This is a genomic window from Bradyrhizobium sp. 521_C7_N1_3, assembly GCF_052075975.1.
Taxonomy (GTDB): Bacteria; Pseudomonadota; Alphaproteobacteria; order Rhizobiales; family Xanthobacteraceae; genus Bradyrhizobium; species Bradyrhizobium japonicum.
This window is the reverse complement of the sequence record NZ_CP197232.1, coordinates 1,481,713-1,506,326: the sequence shown is the minus strand read 5'-3', so window position 1 is coordinate 1,506,326 and position 24,614 is coordinate 1,481,713. Positions and strand designations below refer to the sequence as shown.

Below are 24,614 nucleotides of genomic sequence, written 5' to 3'. Positions count from 1 at the left end.
GAAGGATCGAATCCATGCCGCCCCCGAGGTTGTTAAGACCGGTCCATAAACGGCTTGATTGAGTCAGAAAAGTAGCCGACGGTCAACGGATAAGGTGATGGCCGAAGGGAGGAAACACCCTCCCTCGGACGCTTCCCGAGTCGAGTAGCGATCCCATATTCAAGGCAAAAAGCGCGCATCTGATTTATGAGGCACGTCCGTTGCGAAATCATCCTATCGCGAACACGATGCAGCGCTTGCAGGTCAATGTGTTCGGGCGACCGTATTTCGACGAAGCGCATTGTTGGTCGCGTCACTGCTTCCGCGATCGCTGCGGCATCGATGATGTCACTTTTGTTGGACTTTACATAAGGCTTGACGAATTGAGCCGGAATAATGCGGACGGTATGCCCCATCGCGGCGATCTTGCGTGCCAACCATTGCGAGCTGGCCTTCCAATTGTAGATCGTCGCTTCGGAGACCCCGTGCTTGCGAGCTAGGTCGGCCGTCTTCGCCCCGGCCTCATGCGCCTTCGACACTGCGATAATCTGCTCTTCCGTGAACCTTGCTCGCTTCATCTGTCCGTCCTTCTTCGGGGCGGACTCTGAATCCTTCTGGAGGAAATGCTCAGTGGCAGGTCACGCCAACGAAAAGAAGCGTTGGTTGCGCAGCCGCGCCAAAATCCATCGCTGCGCGACTTGCACCGCAACTTCGACCTTTGCCTTATCTTTTGGGCGCCGCGGCCGGGCTGCGAGATGGCCGTGCCGTAATGGCTTGCCATCTCGGCATAGGTTCGGTTGAGGCCGGGATCGTGGCGGTCGGGATGTGAGCGGCAAGCCAAGGCCGTCAGTCAGCGTGGCTCATTGGCATAGCGCAGCTCACCTTACCGCCCGCGCGGACTTCACTTCGAAGTCACGGACCAGTTGTTGAAATTGAAGTTCTTTCCCCCCGGGGACGAGGTAATCTCGACGCCGTATTGGACGCTACCGACGTTTATGTCGCCAAAGTACCCCTTCGACTTGATCCACTGCAGGATACTCTTGATGTCCACTGTCCCGCTGTTGGTCTTCGAAGTGCGCAGCAATGAGATGACCTTGTGACCATCGGAGCCTTCGCCTTCAAACACGTTCCAAGTCGCCCCGCCTACATTGACATTGCTGTAGACCGGAATCGCCGCACCGGAAGGGGCATAATGATATGAAATGGGCTTAACGTTGCCGCTCCCGTCCGAGTTTCCGGTGTAGTTTGTCCAGAGCATTATCTCATGTCGGTCTGAGCTGTCCCAGATATCGTAGGCGACATCCCAGGCGCCGCCAGTGGGAACTTCCTGATTGAAGCTCGAGCTCAGAGTGTTGATTGAGCTGAGCGGTTTCCCGATATTGAAAGCCACGTGCGGATAGCTCTTGATGCCAGGAGTATTGGGCTGGTTCGACCACACGCTCCACCGGTTGGCTGCACTCACCGAAATCGTCTGAGGCCCAGGGTGCGGGCCCCATACGTCGTTGTTCCAAGAGTAGCCATCGCGTGAAAAGCTTCCGTATGGAGCGCTCGAACGCCAAATCGGCGTCTGTGCCGACACAGGCCCGGCAGATGATAATGACCGGGCTTCATTCGCGGCCTGCCTAAATAGATCATGATCCTCCTGTGTCCGGACGTAACCCGTTGGAGACCCTTGCGCGCCGGCACCGCTTATCCGATTGGAATCCATAAAGCTCTCCTTTCTGATAACAAAATCTCCTGCAGATCCACTAGCGGGCCCCCTAGTTCAGCATGGGCGGCATCGGCATCTAGAGACCGGGCTTGAATGCTAGGAAGGTTGGCTTTCGAGAAGCTGACGAGCTCGGGAAGAAGGGTGGACCCGCGCCCGGATTTGCCGTCTTTCGGATGACAGCAGCCTGGCTGAGACAGTGGCAACGATTGTCCGTCGTCAGACAATTTGAGACTGATCAGGCTTTTCGAGAAGGGAGGCTCTGGCTCATCAGGGGGCATCGTCAACTTAATCGACCGCCGAGCCGAAGGAGGCGATTCTCAGAGGTCGAGAGTCGGCGATAGCGCTTGTCATGGAGATCTCGCGCCAAGTCGCAAAGGCTCGCTCGCGCGAAGCACGACGGAAGTCGGCGGTGGCGGCTCCGGGATAGGGGATGTGGAAAAGGTTCGCGACCTGATCGTGAACGGACAGAAACCGTTGAGCCTGACGGGACGATTTGAAGCGCGTCATGATCCGCTCGCGTCGCCGCGTCGGCTGATGAGAATTCTCGGCCCGATTGTTGAGAGCTTTGTGCTGGCGATGTTCGACGTGTAAGCCCATCTTCGCCCTCGCAGCGCCGTACGAACGCAGCTTATCCGTGATCATAACGCGCGGCGGCGTGCCGGCGGATTTCAAGAGCTTCTTCATGAGCCGCTGCGCAACGCGCGAGTTTCTTCGGCGCTGGATCAAGACGTCAGGAACGAAGCCATTCTGGTCGACAGCGCGCCAGAGCCAATGTTGTTCGCCCGCGATCGAGATAACGACTTCGTCCAGATGCCATTTGTCACCGCGAGGGGGAGTGCGCTGGCGGATCCGATCGGAGAACGGCTTGCCGAATTTCCGTCCCCACTGGCGCACGGTTTCATAGGTCACGCCAATGCCACGCGCCGCCAGCATTTCCTCGACCATCCGCAAGCTTAAGGGAAGCCGGAAATATAACCAAACGGGATAACTGATCACTTCCGGTGCGATGGCGGCGATAAAGAGGGTCCCGGGCGGTCTGCCGGTCGTCTACCCCTCCGCCGCTCCAATTCGTTAATTTGACGGTACCATTCAATGGACTGTCCCTGTCGAAGGTTGCGGCCGATCTTGCGGCGCACGCCGTCAACGGCTGGCCGCCGGAGGTCATCAACGATTTCGGCAATCTCGGCTTTGTCCGACCTGCTGGCATCGTGTTTCTCAGCAACTTATTCGCATGGATGAGCGCTCATCAAACCAAAATCACGCTCACCAACCTCAGGGGCAAACGCCGTCAGGTTTCTGGACGACTCCCTGTTCTTCGAGCAGCATTGCGGCGCAAAGTTTCGCCCGGATGCCTCACCACGGTCGACAACGCGACCACTGATGAGGATCGCTCATCAGCGATTGCCATGGCTGGCTGGAACACAACCTTGCTCCTTGGCTGGCTGCGCGCCTGTCGATCTCTCCCGCGAGCGGCGTGTACAACCGGCCGGTAGCCGCCATGCCCATCTGATCGCGGGCATCTGGACCGGGTTCAAGGGCGACCGGGGCACCAAGTCCAAGCCGGCCCCCGGCCCTCACCTCGTTTATGGCTTCCTGACGACCGATGAGGAGCGCGACGTATGGATGCGCGCGCCGCGGGATGAAGCAAAGGCATTGCAGCGGCCGTTGCCGGATGATGCGCTGAAGATCGTGATGCGCGGCGCGGATAAGGAAGATCAGCCAACAGCAGGGTAGCGATGCTTTAGCGCCGCAATCGGTATGGTGTTATGGGGACAAGAGGTCTGATGTTGTTCAAATCGCCAACAACGGCCGTGCTCATCATCAGCGCACGCCGATGGCCGAAGCGTTGCATTTCTGCAGGGCGCGGCGTTCGGCATTGCTGCGAACTGCCCGAAACTTCATCTGTATACGAAAGCAATCGCTCAATCGAAAAACGGTATCCGAGGAGTTCGCCAAGGCAACGCAAAGGAATTTGCAGAGGGCGCGTTTCTGTTCCACGAATTGCTAACTGGCGGAAAAGGAGACGAATGTGATGGCGGCTCGTGCACCTGCGATAACGTATGCGGCCTTCGCCCCGGTACATGCTACTTCGTGATTGAACCGTCGGAGGTAAAGCCCTGAGTCCGCAATGCTTTAAGGCAGCACCTTGACGAGATTGGCCCGCTTGCGTGCAGCCAGCTCGACAGCAGCATCGCGCGCCGCTTTGAATGTCATCACTTCCGCTGGCGCGTGCTCATGATCCTTCTCGATCATGGATGAAGCCGCCAAGGAAGCTCGATCTTAGTCAGCTTTTCGCAAGCTGCTCCTGCTAGCATGAAGAGGATAGGTCATCTAGGCGACGCCGCTATCCGGGTGTTACGACATGAACGCAGACGCAGCCGATATCAATGCAACAGCGTCGCAGGTTGGCGCCCCCTCCGACACCGCCGAGAACGGCGGCGATGACACGCGTGCAGCGCTACTGCGCCGAGCATTCGAAAAGGCTCTCGTTTCCGTCGCGACGCAAGTCATAAGCGATTCGCAGTCGGATATGGATGAGGCCATGAGCGAGCTTGATGATGGATGAGCCGATGGTCGGCGCCAGATAGCGATACGGCCGCCTGGTGATTGAATCGAAGACGTGCCAAGTGAGACTTGGCACACGCCAGCAGTTAGATGCGCATTCTATGATCTTTCAGGTCCGCTGCGAACTGCTCCGCGAATCCGAATGCACCTGGATCTTTTTGGCAGCGGGCTGCTGCGACGTCCCTTTGGCGTCCCCAACAGCAGACTTTGACGGAAATGGTGATGCTCAAAGCCATGGCGCCTCCGGCTTCGTGAGAGGATGATGGATGTTCTGGGAGCGCAAGGGTTCACGCCCGGCTTGGTAGGCTAAAGACAGGCAGGGCTCAACGCGAAACAGTGGCTTATGCTTTTGAGCCGAGGGTAGATCGCGCCGCCGAGGCCGTCCCCAATCCAATCTACGATCTTGGCCGGGATTTTCGCTGCGACGCCTGCATCTGCAGGACGTTGACGTGCAGACAGACCTGAGAGCACCGTTCCCGCGCAGCGCCTCCATCGCCGGCAACGCGCCGCAGCAATTCTAGCCGGGTAGCCGGGTCTGGAGGCCCTCCGCCCGTTTGTCGGCGCCAAGGCTGCGATTGCCAAGACAATCTGGCTGTTACCGTCGATCCTAAATCGATAGATCGCCAAGCTGCCCTTCTCGCGGCCGTTTGGCGAAAATGAAAGGCGGGCGCTAGCGCCCGCTTCCACGAGTTTCCGACATCCCCGGGATCAGGCCTCATGCCGGCTGTGCATCGCGACCGAAAATGCGCCGGAACATGGCCTCGCGCATCATCGTCTTGAAATCCGGCGGCGCATCCGGGTTCTCATTGTGGTTGATCACCGACTGCGTCACCTTGCGTCCGGAGTTGTCAACCCACCCCTGATTTGTCTCATGGATTGTCTGAGCTCCATCGGACGTCAGCTGATCAAGCGTTCGCCCAGCATTAGACTGCGTGACCTTCAGATTGTTTTTCCCATCCTTGTCGTCGCCGAGTCCCTCCACAACCATGGCATTGTCGCCGTTGGTGATGGTGAGCTTCGAGGAGATGGTTTTTCCCTTGCCATAATCGACCGTGTCCACCGTAATCTTCGTGCCGTCGTCGAGCTGGAAGGTCATACCTTTCTTGAAGTCGAAATCGTCCTTGCCGTCGCCATTAGCATCGACGTGAGGATCGCCGTGGATCCTCGAGACATGGCCGGTCTGGTTGTTCCTAACGGTCCAGGTGCCGTCCTTCTCATCGGCCGTGATCGTATACTTATCACCAAGGTTGATCGTCGCCTTGCCGTCCTTGACCTCGTGCGACCACACTGGCGCTGGCTGAGATGACGGCGCTGGCGTCTGAGCGACGGCAAACGGAACCATCGCAAGAGGCGGCGGTGGAGGAGGAACGAAGAACACGGGCGTTGCACTGGCAGGCGTTGCGCTTGCAGACTGGTAGTTGCCCGGCGCGCGACCCTGTTCGCCGGCATCGATACTCGCCTGATTCACCACGCCGCCGGCGCCATCGACCCAGCCTTGGCCGCTCTCATGGATCGTCTGGGCACCATCGGGTGTCAGCTCATCAAGAGTCATGCCAGCGTTGGACTGAGTCACCCTCAGATTGTTTTTGCCATCCTTGTCGTCGCCGAGCCCCTCCACAACCATCGCGTTGTGGCCGTTCGTAATGGTCAGCCTTGAGGAGATGGTCTCACCATTACCGTAGTCGACATTATTGACGGTAATCTTGGTCCCATCGTCGAGCTGGAAGGTCATATCTTTCTTGAAGTCGAAGTCATCCTTGCCGTCCCCGTTAGCGTCAACATGGGGATCGCCATGGATCTTCGTGACATGGCCGGTCTGGTTGTTGCGGACGGTCCAGGTGCCATCCTTCTCATTGGCTGTGATCGTATATTTGTCGCCGAGGTTGATCGTGGCCTTGCCATCCTTGACCTCATGCGTCCATACCGGATCGACGGAAGGCTCCGAACCCGAACTTTGCTGGCTCAACAGCATGAAAGGAGGAGGCGGAGCCATCATGTACACGGGAGCAGCCACGACTGGAGTGACGACCGCCGGAGCCACGACAGCGGTTGTGACGCCACCTGCAGGAACGACCACCGGAGCGACAACGACGGCAGCGCCTGCCGGCAGGTACTGGTAGGCACCCGGCGTGACATACTGTCCCAACAGTGTGCTGAAAGCTGGGCTGGCAACCACCCCCTCTGACCCCACCCCATTCACCGTCGAATCGAGTGCGCCGACCACGGGGAGACCGGCCACGGGAAGATACGCCATTTAGTTCACTCCTGATTGCATCGAAGAAAGCGGTAAAACTGCGAGCGTTATGCGCGCATCAACAGGAAGCATTTCAGGCCGCACCCTTGGCCCGATGGTGAGCGAATGAATGCCTCTCGCCACCAGCCCCGGCAGCCTCGATGAGCCCCCTCTCTCATCACCTTCGCAGCGGCTCGGCGCGAGCATATCGCGCCCATCGAACTCGCAGGGACTCTACCTGCAGCACCTGTCGAAAAGCTGACGACAATGAACCACCGACTGAGCATCGCAACCCTCGTAGCATCCGAGGGGTGCGGATCGCATGGTTGCTCGCGGCGGCCGGCCGTCACGACGGACCATCTCAGGCAACTATCGACGCCCGCCGATCACATGTGATACGTCGCTTCGTTAACATCGATCGACTGTCCGATGTCGGCTGCGCCGATCGGTCCTGTTGCATGCGAGATTCACGCCGCTTGCTCTTGATGCAACAATCATCGGGACCGAGAGGCATATCATTCTGTCGATAAGTGACGCGGTCGCCGCAATTCCGCCAGTCACTCCAGCGGTTGGGAAGCAGCATTCCAACCGCTCCGGCCACGCCGCTATTGCCGCCAGCGGCGATCCGAAGATTCCGGACGCGATCTGTGGGGATACGGGCGATCACACCAACAGCCTCTACAGCATCAGCGCGCGGCCCTAACCAGGCTACCGCCCCACGCCATGAGTCTCCAAAGACTTCAGATTGGATGACTCAGCGCTGATCGACAAACGCCACAGCCAACCTGTTGGCCGATCGATCCAAGTGCGCGCCTGACCGCGCACGTAGGTCAGAATTTCGCTGCTAGCCTCACTAGCACTACTTTGGCAGATTGTTGATTTTGCCGCGTTTTATAGGATTCCCGAATCAATTTTTCAATGATTCATGGGTGGTCGGCTCTTGGAGGGCTGACCATGCCGGGATGGGAAGACGAACTCGAACGCTGGCTGATGCCGTTCTTGGACCGGCTGGGTCATAAGACCCGGCAGCGGATGTGTCCTCTGTATGTTGCGGGATTGATCGGTCCTGGCGATCGCAAGAGCGTTCAGCCGATGGCGGAACGCCTTGTCACGAGCAACTACGACCAGTTGCACCATTTCATTGCCGACGGTGTCTGGGACGCGACGCCGCTGGAGACAGAGCTGCTCAACCAGGCGGACCGACTCGTCGGCGGCAGGGATGCGGTGCTGGTTATTGATGACACCTCACTGCCGAAGAAGGGTGAGCGATCGGTCGGTGTTGCGGCGCAATACGCATCGGCTCTCGGTAAAACTGCAAATTGCCAAACGCTGGTGTCTTTAACGCTTGCGCGCGGCGAAGTGCCAGTGATGGTCGCGTTACGTCTCTTTCTGCCTGACAGCTGGACAAGCGACATGCCCCGTTTGAAGCGCGCTCGCGTGCCAATCGAACACCGAACGCCACGGTCCAAGCCGGAGATCGCTTTGGCCGAGATTGACCGCGCGATGGCAGCCAACATGCGCTTTGGATGTGTGCTGGCGGATGCAGGATACGGCCTCAGCGCACCGTTTCGACAAGGGCTAACAGAGCGCGGGCTGGCCTGGGCGGTCGGTATCCCTCGGCACCAGAAAGTGTATCCCGTCGATGTGAAGCTCATTTGGCCGATCACCAAAGTCCGTGGCAAACCACGAAAGCACCACGTGCCCGATATCTTATCGATTGCGGCAGAACAAATGCTGGCCAGCGCCAAATGGAAAACCGTGAGTTGGCGTAGCGGGACGAAAGGTCGGCTCAAAGCCCGATTTGCTGCCCTCCGTGTCCGCACCGCCGACGGCCCTCCGCAGCGGATATGGGATAAAGGTCAGCAGCATCTCCCAGGCGACGAAGTCTGGCTCATTGGCGAGCAACGTGCCTCCGGGGAGAGCAAATACTATCTCGCCAATCTTCCGGCGACGACGGATCTGCGCACGCTGGCCGCCACCATCAAGGCACGGTGGATTTGTGAGCAGGCGCATCAACAGTTGAAGGAGGAGCTTGGACTTGATCACTTCGAAGGGCGATCATGGCAAGGTCTTCATCGCCACGCCCTTATGACAATGATTGCCTACGCCTTCCTGCAACATCGTCGCCTCGCATACGCGGGGCGGAAAAAAAAGAATCAACGGGCCTCCGCCTCAACCAACCATGCCCGCCGTACGCCATGCCATCGTCGATCTCATCCTTCGGCCGCCGCCTCAGCAATGCCCATATTGCCGAAAGCAAATCCTTGAAAAACAGCGGCCAAAACACATTCTGCCAAAGTAGTGCTAGGGTCCAGACTCAATTGAGCCAATATGCGACGAGAGCGGCGAGATGAACAGCGGCCAAAAAATTACGGGCGAGCTTGTCATATCGCGTGGCGATGCGCCGGAAGTCCTTGAGCCTGCAAAAGCAGCGTTCGATGACATTTCGTCCTTTGTAGGCGCGTTTGTTGAAGCGATGGATGACGACACGGTTAGATTTATTGGGGATTACGGGCTTGGCGCCACGACGAATGATTTCGCCGCGAAGCTTGTCGCCATCATACCCTTTGTCGGCGAGGAGCACGCTCATGGGTGGCGCGAGCGCCAGGACATCGGGAGCCGCAGCGATATCGGCATCCTGGCCTGGAGTCAGATGCAGGACGACCGGCCGGCAGAGCGGATCGCTCAGCGCATGGATTTTTGTCGTGCGGCCTCCGCGCGAGCGGCCGATTGCTTGATTGTGCTCCCCCCTTTTCCGCCGGAGGCACACCGGTGAGCTTTAATCGAGGTCGAGTCGAGCGACAGTACGACGCCGTCTTCGCCAGGCTTGGCCAGCGCTTCGAAGATTGCGCACCATCGTCCTCGCTTGGCCCAGCGATTGAAGCGATTGTAGATCGTCGTGTAAGGGCCGTATTCACGTGGACAATCACGCCATCGTGCACCCGATTGCAGCATGTGAATGATGCCGCTGACGATGCGTCGGTCGTCGTCCCGATCCGGCCCCGTCAGTCCCCTCGGCAGATGCGGTTCGATACGCGCCCATTGCCTGTCGTTCAGCCAAAACAAACCAGCGCGCATTCTCTCGCCCCCGAATCAACACGTAGGCAAGAGAATCACGTGGCGCTATTTAGGTACAGACCCTAGGTGAGGTTGCAGCTGCCGGCAGGTGATGGGCTGCTGCAAAGGATCGACCTAATCACCCCGACCGAGACTCGTCAGCTTCTCGAAAGGTAGCGCGCCTAGCGTGAGGCTGCTGAACTCTAGGCGAGCACGTCTATTGAGACGTAACAAGACGAGCATAGGAGAAAGCGATGGCCGCCGAAAACAAGAACGCCGGCAAAACGGACAACGTACAGCCCAAGACCGTTGGTCTCGGCAAGAGCGCCGAACTGAGCCTGAGAAGTCTGGGGGGCGAGCACCGTCTTTCTTTCTATTCCTGCCCCTCGTATCGTCGGCCCGCCCGACGTAGCAGGCCACAACTAACGACTATCATAAAGAAAGGTGAATAGACATGGCGGTTAATAGTGTTGGCGGTAACGGCGCCGCTCCTGCTACCCAGCAGACCCAGGATGCCGGTTTCCAGAACCAGATGGCTGAGTTCGAGCGTGTTAGCCAAAAAGTTCAGGCCCAGGCCGTGGCAATGCGCAGAATTACGACCGAGCTCTCTTCTGAGAAGAAGGTCGCCGACGAGCGCGTCCAATAAGTCTGCCAAGACGGCGGCTCAGCGCGTCGCTACCGGATCCGCGCAGTGAATGACGAACTCCGGAAGAGCCGTGCGGCAACTGCCGTACGGCTTATCTCGTTATTCAGGACATTATCCTGAACGAATCGATCTCTCGAGTTTGAAGTGCATAGCAAAGCCGAGGGGAAGACGACCGCCGTCAGCATGTGAGTTGGCGCGGGGCCCGGCGCCGATCGGCACGTTAAGCCGTTGACATCATTAATCTGGGCAGGGTCATTCCATCCGCCGATTCACACAAAGCGCCTGATCGCCCGCGGCGAAGCGCTGCGCGCGATCGATGGCGACACTCGCGCCTGACTAGGCGCCATGCGTCAGGACGATCGGCTCTTTCTCCGAGAAGTGCGTGCGCGAGCGGGCGAACTTCTTGACGCCCATCGGCTTGCCGAACAGGTAACCCTGGACCTGATCGAAATCCATCTCATGTGCGGCAAGAAAGTCCGCGCGCGTCTCGCCCCCCTGCGCAATAACCTGCGCGCCGGAGTCGTGTGCGAGCTCGACGATACGCCGGCACACCGTCTGCTTGAGGCGCTGATCCGCGCAACCGGTGACGTATTGATGGTCGACCTTCAGCTGGACGAACGGAAAGTTCGGCAATCCCAGCAAGGATGGCCACTTCGCGCCGACATTGTCGATCGAGATGCCGATATTGTGCAGGCGAACGCGCCGGGCGACATCGATCGCCAGGTCGAGATTGTCGATCACCTCGGCGCTGTCGATCTCGATCAGCAGGCCGGCGAACGCCGCATGATCCGGAATCCGGTAGCAAAGCTCGCGCACCGCAGCATCGTCGGCCAGAAACGAGATCGGCAGGTTGATCGAGAGATCGACCGGTCCGATCTGCCCGAGCAGATAGCGCCAGTCCTCGATCGCGCGCGCGATCACGAACTCGGACAGCGCATGAAAATGCGGATCGCTTTCGTCGGGGATGAAGTAGGCAGGCGGCACGACGCCCCATGCGGGATGGCGCATCCGGATCAGCGCCTCGGCGCCGCTCGGAACCAATGTCCGGAGATGAAGTTTCTGCTGATACCACAGCTCGAGCGAGCTGGCTTTCAGCGCTTCGGGCACATCCACTGCCGGGCTCGGTGCGGGCTCGAGCGGCATCAATGACGCAAGAATCGTCGACAATTTGTGGAAGGGCTCGCAACCGGAGACGGTTGAGATGTATTTGGCGAGCGACTTTGAACACGGCGCCTTGCCGTCTCCTCAATCCCAGCGATGCCGCCCTTCACCTTCTCGAAGGCGGCCGTGAAACAATCACCCCACTGGTGACGAGCGCCTTCATCGCGGTCGATACTGCGGTGAGCGCGGTCCCCAGGAAGCCGCGGCTGCATCGACGGACAAGGCATCGAAGACTCAGAAGGATTTCAACTTTTCGGTGATGGGCGGAAAAAACGTGGTCGATCAGTTCATTGCATCGCAAAGCAAGTCGCCGGAGGGAATGAAGGCCGAGGTGGCAACCTATGGACTGCTTCCCGGCGCAATGGAGGCGATGAAGCTGCAATTGCAAACGGAGTCGATCGCGCGGGCGAACAACACCGCGATCACCGCCGCGCAGCAGGTGCAGCTCGACCTGCTGAAGCAGAAGACTTCGGAATACGCCATGACGCTGGCCGGGCTCCAGACGATCCAAGCGAACTTGACTCCCTCTGAGAGTTACCTACAGGAGCCTAAGATCCAAGCGCAATTCAACGCCAATACGATCAGTGCGCAGCAATTCCTGGATGCGCAACAAAGGCTAGCGGAGAACGCCCAATCGACGTGGAACACCGCCGGCGCCTCCATGGCGGGCGAATTTGCACAACTCTCGCAGGAATTCGGCAAGCACAGCATGGCTATGGCGACGGCGGCTAAAGCGTTCGGCATTGTCGAGGCAAGGATCAACACTTACACCGCCTTCACGAAGGCGTTGGCATCGGCCGTGCCGCCATTCAATGATGCGTTGGCTGCGGGCGTGCTCGCTGCCGGTATGGCCAAGGTCGCCGCGATCAGCTCTATGTCGACACCTAGCTTTAGCACCGGCGGCTTCGTCTCCGGCGCTGGGACAAGCGTCTCGGACAGCATTCCCGCAATGCTTTCCAATGGCGAATTCGTTGTGAATGCCGAAGCTACGCAACGCAACAGGCGGGAAATCGCCCAGCAAAGCGGTTCTCGTCAGTTTCATGCGCGTTTCGCGGGATCGTGAGCGCGGATTTCAGGGGATCGTGAGCAACGATTTCGCAGGATCGTGAGCAAGGCTTTCGGAGCCTTGCAGCGCTTCGGCCGACAACTCAACCGGCTTAGGGAATGACCTCGTGGTTAACGAGGAAGTCCAATGCCTACCCAGAGATTGTCGATGCGCCGGATCAAGGAAGTCCTTCGGTTAAAACATTTTCAAGGCCTGCCAGAGCGGGCCATCGCGCGGAGCGTGGGCGTCAGCAACGGCGTTGTGCACAGCTACCTGAGCCGCGCCCGCTCTGCTGGGTTGAGCTGGCCGCTTCCGGAGGGAATGACCGATGAAGACCTGGAGCTTTTGCTTTTCCCGGCCCCACGACCAGCGTCTCAGAGCCCGCAGCGGCCGGTGCCCGACTGGAGCTACATCGATAAAGAGCTCCGCCGGCGCAACGTAACCCGTCGCCTGCTCTGGGAGGAGTATCGCGCCGTTAATCCCGACGGTTTCGGGTACACGTGGTTCTGCACTACCTACGAGGCCTGGAAGGGGCGGGTCCGACCTTCGATGCGGCAGATTCATCTGGGCGGCGAGAAGGTGTTCGTGGATTTCGCCGGCGACACCATCGACATCGTCGATCCCCTGACCGGGGAAGTGCAGCCGATGAAGCTGTTCGTCGCGGCGATGGGCGCTTCGAACTACACCTACGCCGAGGCCTGCCCCAGCGAGAGCTTGGCCGACTGGATCCGGGCCCACGTCAACTTGTTCACGTTTTTGAGCGGAACGCCGACGTTCGTGGTCTGCGACAACCTCAAAGCCGCCGTCAGCAACCCCGACCGCTACGATCCCGGCCTCAATCGCACTTATGCCGAGATGGCGAGCCATTACGGCACGGCCATTCTCGCCGCACGGCCGCGGCGCCCAAAAGACAAGGCGAAGGTCGAGGTCGCGGTGCAAATCGCCCAGCGCTGGATTCTGGCCCGGCTGCGCAATCAGCGCTTCTTTTCCCGGGCCGAGCTCAACGCCGCCATCAAGACACTCGTCGACGAACTCAATGCTCGTCAAATGCGTGGCTTCGGCTCAAGCCGCGCCGAACTGTTTGCCGAACTCGACAAACCCAAGCTAACCCCGCTGCCAGATCAGCCTTATGCCTTCGCACGCTGGAAGCGCTGCCGCCTCGCTCCCGATTATCATGTCGAGGTCGACGGCCATTGGTACTCCGCGCCGTATCGTCTGATTGGCGAGCTGGTCGATGCCCGTATCGACGATCGGACGGTCGAGATCTTCCACAAGGGCCAGCGGATCGCCAGCCATGCCCGCGCGCCCAACCGACGCGGACACACCACCATCGCCGACCACATGCCCAGCGCCCATCGCCGCTACGGCAAATGGACCCCCGCCGCGGTGATCGCCGCCGGCGAGCGGATCGGTCCTTCGACAGCAGCGTTTTTCCAGGCCGTGATCGACGCCCGGCCCCATCCAGAACAAGGCTTTCGAACCTGCCTTGGCATTCTGGCGCTCGTCAAAAGCTACGGCGCCGACTGACCGGAATGGCCAAGGCCTTCGAGGAGCAGCGCCGATCGCCCGATCTCGAAGCCCTGCCGTTCGAAGATCGCATCGGCCTGTTGGTCGACCGCGAAGCCGCCGAACGCGACACCAGGCGGCTCACCACGCGCCTCAAGATCGCCGCACTGCGCCAGACTGCTTGCGTCGAGGACGTCGATCTGCGCACCCCGCGGGGCATCGACCGCGCCGTTTTCGCCAAACTCGTCGAAGGTCGCTGGATCGATCGCCACGAGAATTTGCTCGTCACCGGGGCAACCGGCCTGGGCAAAAGTTGGTTAGCCTGCGCGCTCGGCCACAAGGCCTGCCGCGACAACCGATCAGTCCTCTATCATCGCGTTCCAAGGCTGTTCGAGGCGCTCGCGCTCGCGCGCGGAGACGGACGCTACGCCCGGCTCCTCAAAAGCCTCGGCCGCGCTCAGCTTCTGATTTTGGATGATTGGGGACTATCGGTGCTCACCGCCGCGGAACGCCGCGATCTGCTCGAAATCCTCGAGGACCGACATGGCCGCGCATCCACCATCGTCACAAGTCAGCTCCCCGTGGACACCTGGCATGGAGCCATTGGGGACCCCACGGTCGCCGACGCCATTCTCGATCGCCTCGTCCACAACGCCCACCGCCTCCAGCTCACCGGAGAAAGCATGCGAAAACGCAGCGCCAAAACCATCACCCTTGACGGCAACCAGAACACTGACTCTATCTCCCATCGGCCGTAGCGGGCTGCTCACGATCGTCTGAATTCAGTGCTCACGATCGCGCGAAATCGATGCTCACGATCCGTGAAATCCGCAGTCTGCAGCAGTGTTGCGATGGTCGCCCAGGTTCGTCCGCCGCCGTCGCTGCCCGCGAACAGGCTATTCTTTCTTGTAATTGTCTGCGGTCTGATGGCGCGCTCGACGATGTTGGAGTCGAGCTCGATGCGGCCGTCGAGCAGGAAGCGTTCGAAGATGGCACGGCGCGAGACAGCATAGCGGATCGCCTCGGCCAGTTTGATTTGCCGGAGATCCGCCGCAAGGTCTGCTGCCAGAGATCGAAGAGATCTGCGACGACAGCCGCGGAGGCTTGCTGGCGCGCGGCAACGCGGGCGTCGGGGCTTTGACCGCGCACGGTCTTCTCGACCTGCCAGAGCTTCGCCATCCGCTCGAGCGTCGCCGTTGCCACTTCCGAGCTCCCTGCAACATGCAGCTCATAGAACTTGCGCCGGCTGTGTGACCAGCAGCCGGCCAACGTGATGCCATCATCGCCGCGATCGGATCGCGCGAGCTTGTTATAGGCGGCGTAGCCATCCACTTGGAGGATGCCGCGATAGCCATTGAGATGCCGGACGGCGCATTCGCCGGCGCGGCTAGGTGAACTCGCCTTGCTGGTCCTAGGCGCTACAGCGAAATCTGGCCATCTTAGCGCTCCTGCTGCGGCGAGGGCGGCGGCACCTCGGTCAAAGTGTCGGCGTCGCGGTCGTAAGCGCGTAGTAAACGCTGGCCTGGCCTCGCCGGCGGCGCAGCCGGCGGACGTTGTCGAAGCCCTGCCCCAAGTGGGGCGGCACTGGATCGCCGGCCGCGTGCTCTGCGCAGCGGGTTTCGAGCCACCCTTTGTTGGCATGCAGCCGGCCTTCCGCGCCGCAAATCTCGCAGGTGCAGGCGGAGCGGGCGACGGCCAGGTCAACTGGATGGCCGATCGCGGACTCGGTGGACTTCGAGGCTTCGGTGTCCCAGTCGACGAGCAGGATGCCCATCTTCTGCTTGATGCGGACGAATTCGAAGGTCTCGCCGTCGCGGAGCGCGACTTCGATCCTGCGACAGAGCCGGACCAGGATATCCTGCCACCCTCGCTCGCAGTGCGGGTAGCCGAACGAGCGACTAGGCTCCTCGGCCGTCGTGAGGAACAGACGCGGGTGCCACAGCATGAGGTCGCGGCGCCAATCCATGTCATTACTTCCCCATCTCATTACTCCCGACCTCCAGGCTGGAGGGGCGATATCGACAAGAACATCGTTCGCGCGATCGTACCGCCTGCAGGTGACCTTATGACCGACGACGCGCTGCAGAATGCAGATGTTCTCCAGCGCCGGACACCTCTCGACGGCCGTGCCCTGGGCATGAGTCTCGCAGCGGATGCCATCCCCCTCCGAGCTCGATCTCGATGGTGAGGTCCGCAGCAGGTGAGCGCGCGCGGAGAATCGCGATGCACATGGCGCAGATGGGCGCGGGCCGCGCCGATACGCCGGTGGAGGGGGCGCCGCTCGATCGAGTTCGACCCGCGTGACCTCGGGATACTCGAGCCCATCACGGAGGCGGCCGCCAGCTACTAACTCGAGCTCTCGGCTCTGGAATAACATCGGCCTGCCCGCACTTCGTGCTCCCGGTGCCGCTGTCCCGATGGTCGCACCATACTCCACGATGTAGAACACCGCAGCGGGAACGTTGGCACCGAGACATCTCACCAATTTGCTCGATCGCCTCAACGAGGAGATCAGGCGGCGAACCTATGTCGTGCGAATCCTCCCCAATGCCGAGAGCTGTTTAAGGCTGGTACGGGCGCTGACCGTCGAGCGCCATGAGGCCTGGCTCGAGGACCATCGCCATCTAAACATGGATCTGCCGAAGGAGCACAAGGAGGCGCTACGCCGGCGGCCTGACGATGCTCAGGCCCACCAAGGGGATGCACGCCCCCCTCTCCGCCGCCGTCGCTCGCCAGGGCTACGCTTTTGCGCAAGCGAGCGACGGCGGCTCCGAGGGGATGGCTCGGCCGGATCCCATAATCGATTTTGCTGAACTTGACGCACAGAACTGCCGATCCGGGCCGTCGTCGTGGTGCGGCTGCCGCTGATCGTAAGCGAGCCGAACGCTTTTCGTCTGCGGCCTGAACGTCTTTATTGTCTCCACGGCAAGCGGCCCCGTGGGCCGCTTTTCGTTTTGTGAATGGGCGCGCAGTCTCGTCAGCTTTCAGTAAGCTAGTCCCAATAATTGGTTGTTGGGTTTAGCGGGGGTGGCACGGACATTGCTGTGGTTTCCAGAGCAGTGGGGTGGAGTGTCACCTTCCGCTAAACTCACCAGCAGTGCGGATGCGGCAGGTGCTTCAACTCAGCCCCCCTGGTCGGTCGGCACCGTGTCGCGCCCACTGCTTCTAAATCACGGGCCATTCCCGGTTCTGTAAGTTACGCTCGTTCTGCGAGCGATGACCTCCCGGTCAGCTTCTTCCGCTGCTTTGAGGCTGGCCGTGTGGGGGTTAGCGGCGCGTGGCAGGGACAGCGCTTCCCCTGTGTATGCGTGGGGGTTACTTGAGCGCCGAGTCACGTGACCGCTAACTATCGGCAGTGCGGGCGGGGCAGGGACAGCGTCCGCTCCGGCGCAACCGAACGGCGCCGAGTCTCACCCGCACTGCCTGCGATCTGAGGCTGATCCCCGAGCCCCGCGAGGCTGCAACCCCGGTTCTGGTAGTTGTGCCACGGCTTTTTGCGATGAATGTATCCCACCGTCAGCTTCTTCCGCTGTTTGAGGCTGGCGCGTGGTAGGGAGAGCGCTTTTTCTCCAAGCGGGCGCCGAGCCACGTGGCCGCTAACGTTCCCGCTGTTTAGGTCGCGGCTACCACCTTGAGCGGCCTGTCGACCCGGGACCGGTATGATCCTTTAGGCCATCGATCACCTTGAGCGCCACTTCGAGTTCATCTCGAAGATGCTTCGTAATCCGCAGTCCGCTCGCAAGCTCCTCGCGGCTGATTTCCGCGCCGTGGGCGACTTTTTGTTCTAGGTCGCGTATAGCGTGGTCGATCTTGTGCAGCGAGAACGTGCCAAGCATCATTTGGCTCCGTCCACGATTAAGGGTCGGTCATCCGGCCGCGCGGGTAGGACCCACAACGTAAAAATGCGTCCACTACATGGTTGAGTAAAGCGGGTGGCGTTGGGGGAAAATCTTTTCCCATCTCGCGTCTGAGCGCCTCGAATTCGGCTAAGGTCGAAAGAGGGCACTCCGCCACCGCGTCCATTTTTGAGCAGATAACTTCAACCCGGAATCGCCGAGCGGCCAGCTGCTCTTCAGTTCGCTGTGGCCCGTAGGTGTCTTCTGCCGGGGTATGGCTTGGCCTACGGGCGTAGTCCGTGAATGCTTGGATTGCCGCCCCCACATCGGTCCTAGGCACGGCGGTTACTCCTATGAGCGGAGCCAGCTCGAACAGTTGCGGGCCGAGCGCTTCAATATGACATGCACGCGGGGCGCGGCACCCCACCGGTACTGGTAGGTGCTCTCCAGTTCTTCTCCACCATACAATGGTAGCACCTTGGGGAATTTGAACCTCTCGGGCGTAAAGGTGGCCAGCCCCTGTCTTCGAGGACGGGCTGGCTACCATCGCTTGCGACACCGTTTGGGCGACCCCGCACCCGGACTCGTCGCCCTAAGCCGGTTCCAGCATCTTGATCTCGCTGACATCAACTTCGCGTCGGCGTGCCACGCATCGGGGGCTGCCTGCAAACGAAGCTAGATGGCCGGGCCGTTGCCGACCGGCTTTCCAATCCGGGCGGCCACGTTCGGACTGACCGGCTTCTTCTCCGCGAGGATGTCGTGCAGATGCTGCCTGGAATCCCAGCGCTTCTGCAATCTCGGTCTTAGACTTCCTGATGTACTGTAGAATTTCATCAAGGACGGCGCCCGGATGAGACGGGCAGCGGTTAGGATCGCGCTTAGCCTTCTGCTCTGCCATTGATGCTCTCCAGCATGTCGGAGCCCTCATGGCTTATTCGGTATTCTGCGTTCAGTGGTACTGGTCAAAGTCAACCTTGAATGCATCGCCTCCTTCAAACTCGAATGTGATGCACCACGGGCCATTGATGTGAATCGTGTAGCGCACGGACTTTCCGGCCAGCTTGTGGAAATCGTTGCCTGTCAGCTTCAGTTCGGAACTGTTGACGGCTTCGTTGAGCGTATCGAGACGAACTCCTATAGCGCGACAATCAGGATGAGAGCGCGATGCGCTTGTGCATTCTCTTGTCGACGCAGCCGGTTCGCCGCTAGTGGCGCGGCCATACTGCCTAAGATCACAACTGATCGCCAAGCGCTGGCTACGACCAATCCTGGTAGTTGTGATAGGGGCGTTCGCCGAATATGCATCCCGGTTAGCTTCTTCCGCTGCTTGGGCTGACCATGGTGAAGTTAGCGGTGAGTGGTAGGGACAGCGCTTCCTCGGTTCACGTCAAAGCGCCGAGTCACGTGCAGCTATCTACTGTGGGTCCGAATGGGCGGTGACAATCAACACTCGAAATCTTCGGCAGATCACAGCCCTGCGGTCGCAAGCGCTTGAGGTGCTTGCAGCCAATCAGGCCCGGGCCGCCGATCAGTCTTTGAGCCCGGCAGATCGCCAAGTCGCGACGTTTGATGCCGAGGAGGCTCAGGCAGTGTTGGGCATACTCGATAGCGTGAAACTCAACCTGGGCCGAAGGAGGCAGGCAAGATCGCTGCACGCATACGCGCTCTTCTAGAGGGCGTCTCGTGGGCGCTGGCGTGTTTGGTGCCTGATCATGATTCGGTTCCCCGTCAAACCAAAACTCAGATACTACAGTGGCGTGAACCGAAAGTTGCAGCGCAAAAAAAGCGGGTTTATAACGCGGTTGCGCATCGCGCCGCCAATCACCTTAATACCCAGATCGCGAACAATGAGAGCGACACCCAGCAATATATGTTCGCTAACATCGCTTACGATATCGGCGCTTCGACGGATGACGTGCGATCTGCCCTTTCAAACGGCGGGTACAACGGCGTAACATTCATGGGCATTAGCGCAGAGGAGCGGACAGCACTGGCTCGATACAGACGAGAGGGGAGCTGAAGTGTCGCAGAAGTTTGCTAACCGGTGATTGTGATTAAATGCTTTTCAATCCGCTGGAATCGCTTCTCGCTTCTCTTCGAACATATGCCATCGCGCATAGACGCATGAACGATGGTCGCGGCTGTACGCCTGAGGTCATGGGGCGTAAAGGCTACCAGCTCATTGTCTTCCAACAAGCGCCGCACAGCCTGGCTCATACAGTGGCTCGCAAGCACCCCAACGCTTTCGAAGCGACTGGCAACGACGGGTCTGTTGCCTTGGTCCTCTCCCTTCTCTGGCTTGCCGATCTCCAAGGCCGCCTCGATCAACTTGACGGCAGTCGGGAAGAGCGGGACTGTGTGCTCCGCTTTCTTGTTCTTCGTCCGTACAGCGGGAATGATCCAGTGGGGCTTTTCCCCGTGTAGGCCGTGAAGCTCGGAACGCATCATGCTCGCGACTTCGCCCCGGCGCTGGGCTGTCAGCAATACGGACTTTCAGCGCCAAGCGCGTTCCATCCGTGATGCCCGCTTCCTCATCGTTGAGGATCGCAAAGAAGGCTTCAGTTCGTCGAGTGTTAGAACGCGGTCCTTCTCGACTTCCTTGCCACCAACTTTCTTCATGCCGTGCAGGAAATTCTCAGTCAAATCTCGCGGTCGTTCGCATACCCCGCAAATGGTGCGGATATCCGCTTAAGCAATCCCGATGAGCAAGTGCTACCAAATGAGATAGGTTCGACATGTTGCCGGTTGTGGTACTTTCCGAAGCTCTTGGTCGGATCTAGACCACGCAGCGAGCTGCGATCCTGTTTAGACGGAGAGACGTTGAATGACCGCGAGAAGTCCCGAATACGAGAAACGCGAACGGAAGACCCATCCAGAGCCCGAACGGGCCGCCCAGGCTTCAGCCTCTGAAGCGGGAGGCACCACGCACGATGTTGGAGAATCAGCGAGGGCTGCATCAAGCCATTCATTTGCGTCTCCGGAATGGAAAAAATCCCTCGAAGAGACAACAGACCTGTTCGCTGCGGCGTTGAAGGACGGGTCAAAGCTGGCTGCTTCCTCTCTGCACGCTCAGGTCAATCTTCTGAAGAATCTTGCCAATTCCAAAACTCCCTCGGACGTGATGAAGTGCCATCTGGATTTCGCGGAGCAGTTCTGGTCGAAATCGTTCAGCAAAGGCTGAGAGATAAGATCATTTAGAGCGGGCCGTCATCTGCGGCTAGCTGAGCAATTCGCCAAGCGTGAAATAGGGTCGATGGCGCTCTATTACCTCCGAGGTGAACGCACCTTTGGCAAGCCTGACAATCACCCCAGTCCAGCTTCGCTACTTGCTCGACTACCCATGCGAATGCTCCTCCTCGTGAGGCTCAGTGATTCTGAGATGGAGATGGTCGAGCTCGTGATTGCGTAGTTTTCGAGCCTCAATCGCGCACGGCGTGTTGGAGAACGGGTGCGCGTCCGAAGGGAGACGATCGATTAAAAGGCCCGCTTGCCTGCTGTTCAATACGCCAGCGAAATTTCTGTGTGCTTAGCAGGTCGGATGAATGCCGCCATCGCGTACAGGCCGGGCGTGCAAGAGAATGCGCTGGGCCGTGATGGGCAGCACGTTGTCGGGGCAATTTGGCGGCGCGAGCGTGAGCCTGCAGTCCGAAGTTCGGCGGGACCAACTGGGACGGACAGTGCCCCCGTCGGCCATCAGTTTTCAGACCAAAGCGAACACCTTGACCCTGTAGCCCGCCACGAAGCGCCTGCAGAATCTCCGATTCTCGATTCGGCACGACCCTTGCTCGGTCCTGGGCAGCATCACCGAGTCTCCAGATGCGGTAATGTTAGGGGCGGGCTCGTCGCTTCTAGCGCCTGGTCCGCCCCGCCGGTTTGCTGTGAGGCGAGGTGAGTCAGGATGTTTCAAGTGGTGGCGCTCATCTTCGCTCGCGCTCGTCGCCGCCGAGTTAGGAACGGAAAGTGCACCCGCAGCTCCGGAGTAGTAGGCGGCGATATCGAGCCGCAAGACCGTGGAACAAACATGCGCACCGGAACAGTAGTGTCGTACAGCGTTGAAAAGGGCTGGGGGTTCATTCGGCCTGACTATGGCGACGGCAAGGATTTGTTCGTGCACATATCGGACCTTCGCGGCTGCGCAGGGGCTGATCTGGTGTCCGGCACGCGCGTGACTTTCGGTATTCGTTTCAATAAACAGCGCTCGAAGTACAGAGCCGTCGAAGTCAGGCTGCGCGCTCCGGGGCATGGCGACCAGTGAATCCGATTGATGGCGACCACCATTTCCGATCGATGACGACCACCTGTTCCGGTCGATGGCGACCAGGGCAACAGGGCTGTGGACGGGCGTGATGAACGCCGTCCCAGTCGTGCAACATCCCGGATCGCCCCTAGGCTAGTCGATTCTGCTATACGAGGCTGATGGCAGCATCAGCTAAGTTCACCAAAACCGCACGACAGCTACGAGCGACCCGGATTGTGAACTTGTCGGATTCCGTCCCCGCAGAACCTAGGCCACCAAACCCGCGCCGAATGGCTCGAGGCCGAGACCTCAATGCTTTGATACTAACTTCTCCAGCCTCATTCCACCGTGACCGATTTTGCAAGATTACGCGGCTGATCCACGTCCGCCCCCCTTGCGACCGCGGTATGGTAAGCCAAGAGCTGGACCGGAATGGCATAGACCAGCGGCGTAAAGCTTGCGACCATTGCCGGCAGCACGATGGTCAGGAGCGTGTCTACCATCGCTTCAGACGCACCCTTCGCATCGGTGATCAGGATGATCTTGCCGCCCCGAGCGGCCACCTCTTGCATGTTAGAGACGGTCTTCTCGAAGACCTCGTCGTAAGGCGCGATCACCACCACAGGCACAGCCTCATCGATCAGTGCGATCGGGCCGTGCTTGAGCTCGCCGGCGGCGTAGCCCTCTGAGTGGATATAGGAAATTTCCTTCAACTTGAGCGCGCCCTCCAAGGCCAAGGGGGCCGATGTGCCACGACCGAGATAGAGTACTGTCCTCGCGCCGGCGATATAACGCGCGAGCTTCTCAATCTGGGGCTCGACCAACAGGGCCGCAGCAATCAATCGCGGCACCTCAATGAGCTCGCGCACGAGCTGCGATTCATCGATTTCAGACAGCTTACCCCGCTCCTTAGCTGCTCTGACGGCAAGCACCCCCAATACCATCAGCTGGCAGATAAATGCCTTGGTGGAAGCGACGCCGATTTCTGGCCCTGCCAGGGTAGGCAAAACGGATTCGCTCTCGCGCGCAATCGTCGACGTCGGTACATTAACCACAGATATCGTATGCAAGCCCTTGCCCTTGGCGTATCGCAAGGCAGCTAATGTGTCAGCGGTTTCGCCCGATTGCGAGATGACTATTGCGAGATCGCCTCGGCGCAAAGGCGCCTCCCTGTAGCGGAATTCAGAGGCTACATCGACGTCGCAAGGCAAACGCGCGAGCCTCTCGAACCAGTATTTGGCGATGTGCCCAGCGTAGCTAGCCGTGCCGCACGCAGTAATTGAAATGCGCTGAATGCAATTAAAGTCGAAGGGCAACGCGAGCGGCAGGGCGACGCGTTTGGCCGCAACATCGAGATAATGCGCCAATGTCTTGCCGGCCACTGTCGGCTGCTCGTGAATTTCTTTGGCCATGAAGTGGCGGTAATTCGCTTTGTCCACAAGGAGCGCTGATACGCCAGATTTTGATGTTTCCCGCTGGACGATAGAGCCGTCTGCACCATAAATCACGCACGTTGCGCGCGTAAGCACGGCCCAGTCGCCGTCTTCAAGGTAGGTGACGGTGTCGGTCAAAGGTGCGAGCGCAATTGCGTCCGAGCCTAGATACACTTCGCCGCGACCATGTCCGATCGCGAGCGGCGAGCCCTTGCAAGCACCGATCAAAAGATCGTCGTTCGCTTTGAAAAGGAATGCCAACGCGAAGGCACCACGCAGTCGCGGCAGTGACGCCTGTACCGCATCCTGCGGCGAGTAGCCATTCTTGAGATAGGAATCGACGAGATGCGCCACTACCTCGGTGTCCGTCTCCGAGTTAAAGCCGGCTCCATTCCGCTCCAACTCGGCTCGCAGCTCGCGGAAATTCTCAATGATCCCGTTATGAACGACCGCGACATTCTCCGTCGCATGCGGATGAGCATTGCTTTCGGTCGGCTTTCCATGAGTCGCCCAGCGGGTGTGACCGATGCCAGCATGCCCCGACGGCGGACAATAGCGCAGCTGCTCCTCAAGGTTCCTCAGCTTACCTTCGGCGCGGCGGCGCTCGATCCGGACTCCTTCGAGAGTTGCGAGGCCCGCGGAATCGTAGCCACGATATTCCAATCGCCTGAGCGACGCGACCAACTTATCAACGACCGGACCACGGCCCAAAATGCCAACAATTCCACACATATCAATCCATGCAGCCCAGCTTCAAGAAGTCTGACGTTCCTCCAACAGGAGCACCGTCGCAAACTTCGTTTGCCCAAAGGTAACAGGTTTAGGTTCGGGATTTTCAGCGGGCGCCGTTATCACCGCCGCATTCTCTGGCCTCATTTAGATCTCCCGGCCATCATCGCTTCGCCCAGCTAGATTCCGCTTTTGGCTGGCCGATCGAAGAAACACTGCGATGCCATCGCCATTGGCGTGACTGCCTGAAGCAGAATCAGATGCGCTAGTGCGCCTGCACGGCGCATCCAAGTCCGCCCAAACAGGCTCGCTCGACGGCCTCACTAACTGTCGCCGGCGCAACAAGCCGCTGCCAAGATGTATCAAATAGTCTCGCTCCATAGATTGAGGGCATTCGAACAGAACGGAAAGCCAATTATCCTACGGTGAAGCAGGTTATCTTGCTTGGCTCACTCTCACCGAGGAGCCATTTCAGG

Annotated in this window: 17 protein-coding genes and 8 pseudogenes; 11 read left to right on the top strand and 14 right to left on the bottom strand. The window is 59.5% G+C overall.

The window, feature by feature from the left end; translation table 11 throughout:
• Positions 1-134: 134 nt before the first annotated feature.
• The 4 genes and pseudogenes from AB7008_RS06950 to AB7008_RS06935 all read right to left on the bottom strand — a co-directional run.
• Positions 135-557, bottom strand: a pseudogene (locus tag AB7008_RS06950) (transposase); the annotation flags it as partial.
• 63 nt (positions 558-620) lie between these two features.
• A pseudogene (locus AB7008_RS06945) lies at positions 621-799 on the bottom strand (IS21 family transposase); the annotation flags it as partial.
• A gap of 81 nt (positions 800-880) precedes the next feature.
• A complete protein-coding gene (locus AB7008_RS06940; protein ID WP_011084471.1) occupies positions 881-1,687 on the bottom strand; it encodes a glycoside hydrolase family 12 protein in 807 nt (268 codons plus the stop codon).
• A 288-nt stretch (positions 1,688-1,975) separates the two neighbouring features.
• Positions 1,976-2,783, bottom strand: a pseudogene (locus AB7008_RS06935) (IS6 family transposase).
• Between the two features lie 398 nt (positions 2,784-3,181).
• Here AB7008_RS06935 and AB7008_RS06930 point away from each other — a divergent pair.
• Both AB7008_RS06930 and AB7008_RS06925 read left to right on the top strand, forming a co-directional pair.
• A pseudogene (locus AB7008_RS06930) lies at positions 3,182-3,424 on the top strand (hypothetical protein); the annotation flags it as partial.
• 628 nt (positions 3,425-4,052) lie between these two features.
• On the top strand, positions 4,053-4,256 hold the full coding sequence (locus AB7008_RS06925; protein ID WP_011084467.1) for a hypothetical protein: 204 nt from the start codon (positions 4,053-4,055) through the stop codon (positions 4,254-4,256).
• Between the two features lie 714 nt (positions 4,257-4,970).
• On the opposite strand, the gene AB7008_RS06920 is transcribed toward AB7008_RS06925, so the two are convergent.
• Positions 4,971-6,509, bottom strand: coding sequence for a DUF1521 domain-containing protein (locus AB7008_RS06920; protein ID WP_014498039.1), 1,539 nt, complete (start codon positions 6,507-6,509; stop codon positions 4,971-4,973).
• Between the two features lie 897 nt (positions 6,510-7,406).
• On the opposite strand from AB7008_RS06920, the gene AB7008_RS06915 reads away from it, so the two are divergent.
• The gene (locus AB7008_RS06915; RefSeq protein ID WP_038951335.1) at positions 7,407-8,756 is read left to right on the top strand and encodes an IS701-like element ISBj6 family transposase; all 1,350 of its coding nucleotides are present in this window, start codon (positions 7,407-7,409) and stop codon (positions 8,754-8,756) included.
• A gap of 49 nt (positions 8,757-8,805) precedes the next feature.
• Here the strand turns inward: AB7008_RS06915 and AB7008_RS06910 are convergent.
• Positions 8,806-9,566 (bottom strand): IS5 family transposase gene (locus AB7008_RS06910; RefSeq protein WP_110115998.1). Its coding sequence is split into 2 segments (ribosomal slippage): positions 8,806-9,227 and positions 9,227-9,566, totalling 762 coding nucleotides; the frame shifts between segments, so codons are not numbered across the junction.
• A gap of 433 nt (positions 9,567-9,999) precedes the next feature.
• Between AB7008_RS06910 and AB7008_RS06905 the strand changes: the two genes are divergently transcribed.
• The gene (locus AB7008_RS06905) at positions 10,000-10,191 is read left to right on the top strand and encodes a hypothetical protein (RefSeq protein ID WP_014498042.1); all 192 of its coding nucleotides are present in this window, start codon (positions 10,000-10,002) and stop codon (positions 10,189-10,191) included.
• A 336-nt stretch (positions 10,192-10,527) separates the two neighbouring features.
• On the opposite strand, the gene AB7008_RS06900 is transcribed toward AB7008_RS06905, so the two are convergent.
• Positions 10,528-11,334: an EAL domain-containing protein gene (locus tag AB7008_RS06900; RefSeq protein WP_011084459.1), complete on the bottom strand. Its 807-nt coding sequence runs from the start codon at positions 11,332-11,334 to the stop codon at positions 10,528-10,530.
• Between the two features lie 292 nt (positions 11,335-11,626).
• On the opposite strand from AB7008_RS06900, the gene AB7008_RS06895 reads away from it, so the two are divergent.
• The 3 genes and pseudogenes from AB7008_RS06895 to istB all read left to right on the top strand — a co-directional run bounded on the left by AB7008_RS06895 (position 11,627) and on the right by istB (position 14,661).
• On the top strand, positions 11,627-12,415 hold the full coding sequence (locus AB7008_RS06895; RefSeq protein ID WP_223153754.1) for a hypothetical protein: 789 nt from the start codon (positions 11,627-11,629) through the stop codon (positions 12,413-12,415).
• Positions 12,416-12,544: 129 nt separating this feature from the next.
• A pseudogene (gene istA, locus AB7008_RS06890) lies at positions 12,545-13,921 on the top strand (IS21-like element ISFK1 family transposase); the annotation flags it as partial.
• 8 nt (positions 13,922-13,929) lie between these two features.
• A complete protein-coding gene (istB, locus tag AB7008_RS06885) occupies positions 13,930-14,661 on the top strand; it encodes an IS21-like element ISFK1 family helper ATPase IstB (protein WP_014497992.1) in 732 nt (243 codons plus the stop codon).
• A gap of 8 nt (positions 14,662-14,669) precedes the next feature.
• Here istB and AB7008_RS06880 read toward each other — a convergent pair.
• Both AB7008_RS06880 and AB7008_RS06875 read right to left on the bottom strand, forming a co-directional pair.
• Positions 14,670-15,244: pseudogene (locus AB7008_RS06880) on the bottom strand (IS66 family transposase).
• 136 nt (positions 15,245-15,380) lie between these two features.
• The gene (locus AB7008_RS06875; protein WP_014498044.1) at positions 15,381-15,869 is read right to left on the bottom strand and encodes a hypothetical protein; all 489 of its coding nucleotides are present in this window, start codon (positions 15,867-15,869) and stop codon (positions 15,381-15,383) included.
• A 505-nt stretch (positions 15,870-16,374) separates the two neighbouring features.
• On the opposite strand from AB7008_RS06875, the pseudogene AB7008_RS06870 reads away from it, so the two are divergent.
• Positions 16,375-16,572, top strand: a pseudogene (locus AB7008_RS06870) (transposase); the annotation flags it as partial.
• A 954-nt stretch (positions 16,573-17,526) separates the two neighbouring features.
• Here AB7008_RS06870 and AB7008_RS06865 read toward each other — a convergent pair.
• The 3 genes and pseudogenes from AB7008_RS06865 to AB7008_RS06855 all read right to left on the bottom strand — a co-directional run bounded on the left by AB7008_RS06865 (position 17,527) and on the right by AB7008_RS06855 (position 18,988).
• Entirely contained in the window at positions 17,527-17,742 is a 216-nt protein-coding gene (locus AB7008_RS06865) for a hypothetical protein (RefSeq protein WP_038937322.1), read from the bottom strand.
• 589 nt (positions 17,743-18,331) lie between these two features.
• Positions 18,332-18,637 (bottom strand): annotated as a pseudogene (locus AB7008_RS06860) (HigA family addiction module antitoxin).
• 51 nt (positions 18,638-18,688) lie between these two features.
• Positions 18,689-18,988, bottom strand: a complete 300-nt coding sequence (locus tag AB7008_RS06855; RefSeq protein ID WP_223153755.1) for a type II toxin-antitoxin system RelE/ParE family toxin — start codon at positions 18,986-18,988, stop codon at positions 18,689-18,691.
• A 453-nt stretch (positions 18,989-19,441) separates the two neighbouring features.
• Here AB7008_RS06855 and AB7008_RS06850 point away from each other — a divergent pair, with 453 nt between their 5' ends.
• Positions 19,442-19,759 (top strand): hypothetical protein, encoded by a 318-nt coding sequence (locus tag AB7008_RS06850; protein ID WP_011084451.1) that lies wholly within the window; start codon positions 19,442-19,444, stop codon positions 19,757-19,759.
• Between the two features lie 17 nt (positions 19,760-19,776).
• On the opposite strand, the gene AB7008_RS06845 is transcribed toward AB7008_RS06850, so the two are convergent.
• Positions 19,777-20,223 (bottom strand): tyrosine-type recombinase/integrase, encoded by a 447-nt coding sequence (locus AB7008_RS06845; protein ID WP_018647864.1) that lies wholly within the window; start codon positions 20,221-20,223, stop codon positions 19,777-19,779.
• Between the two features lie 340 nt (positions 20,224-20,563).
• Here AB7008_RS06845 and AB7008_RS06840 point away from each other — a divergent pair, with 340 nt between their 5' ends.
• Together AB7008_RS06840 and AB7008_RS06835 are read left to right on the top strand one after the other, a co-directional pair.
• A complete protein-coding gene (locus AB7008_RS06840; RefSeq protein WP_028182256.1) occupies positions 20,564-20,920 on the top strand; it encodes a hypothetical protein in 357 nt (118 codons plus the stop codon).
• Between the two features lie 840 nt (positions 20,921-21,760).
• Positions 21,761-21,994, top strand: coding sequence for a cold-shock protein (locus AB7008_RS06835; protein WP_018647867.1), 234 nt, complete (start codon positions 21,761-21,763; stop codon positions 21,992-21,994).
• Between the two features lie 320 nt (positions 21,995-22,314).
• Here AB7008_RS06835 and glmS read toward each other — a convergent pair whose 3' ends face one another.
• Positions 22,315-24,141, bottom strand: coding sequence for a glutamine--fructose-6-phosphate transaminase (isomerizing) (gene glmS / locus AB7008_RS06830; protein WP_011084447.1), 1,827 nt, complete (start codon positions 24,139-24,141; stop codon positions 22,315-22,317).
• Between the last annotated feature and the right edge of the window lie 473 nt (positions 24,142-24,614).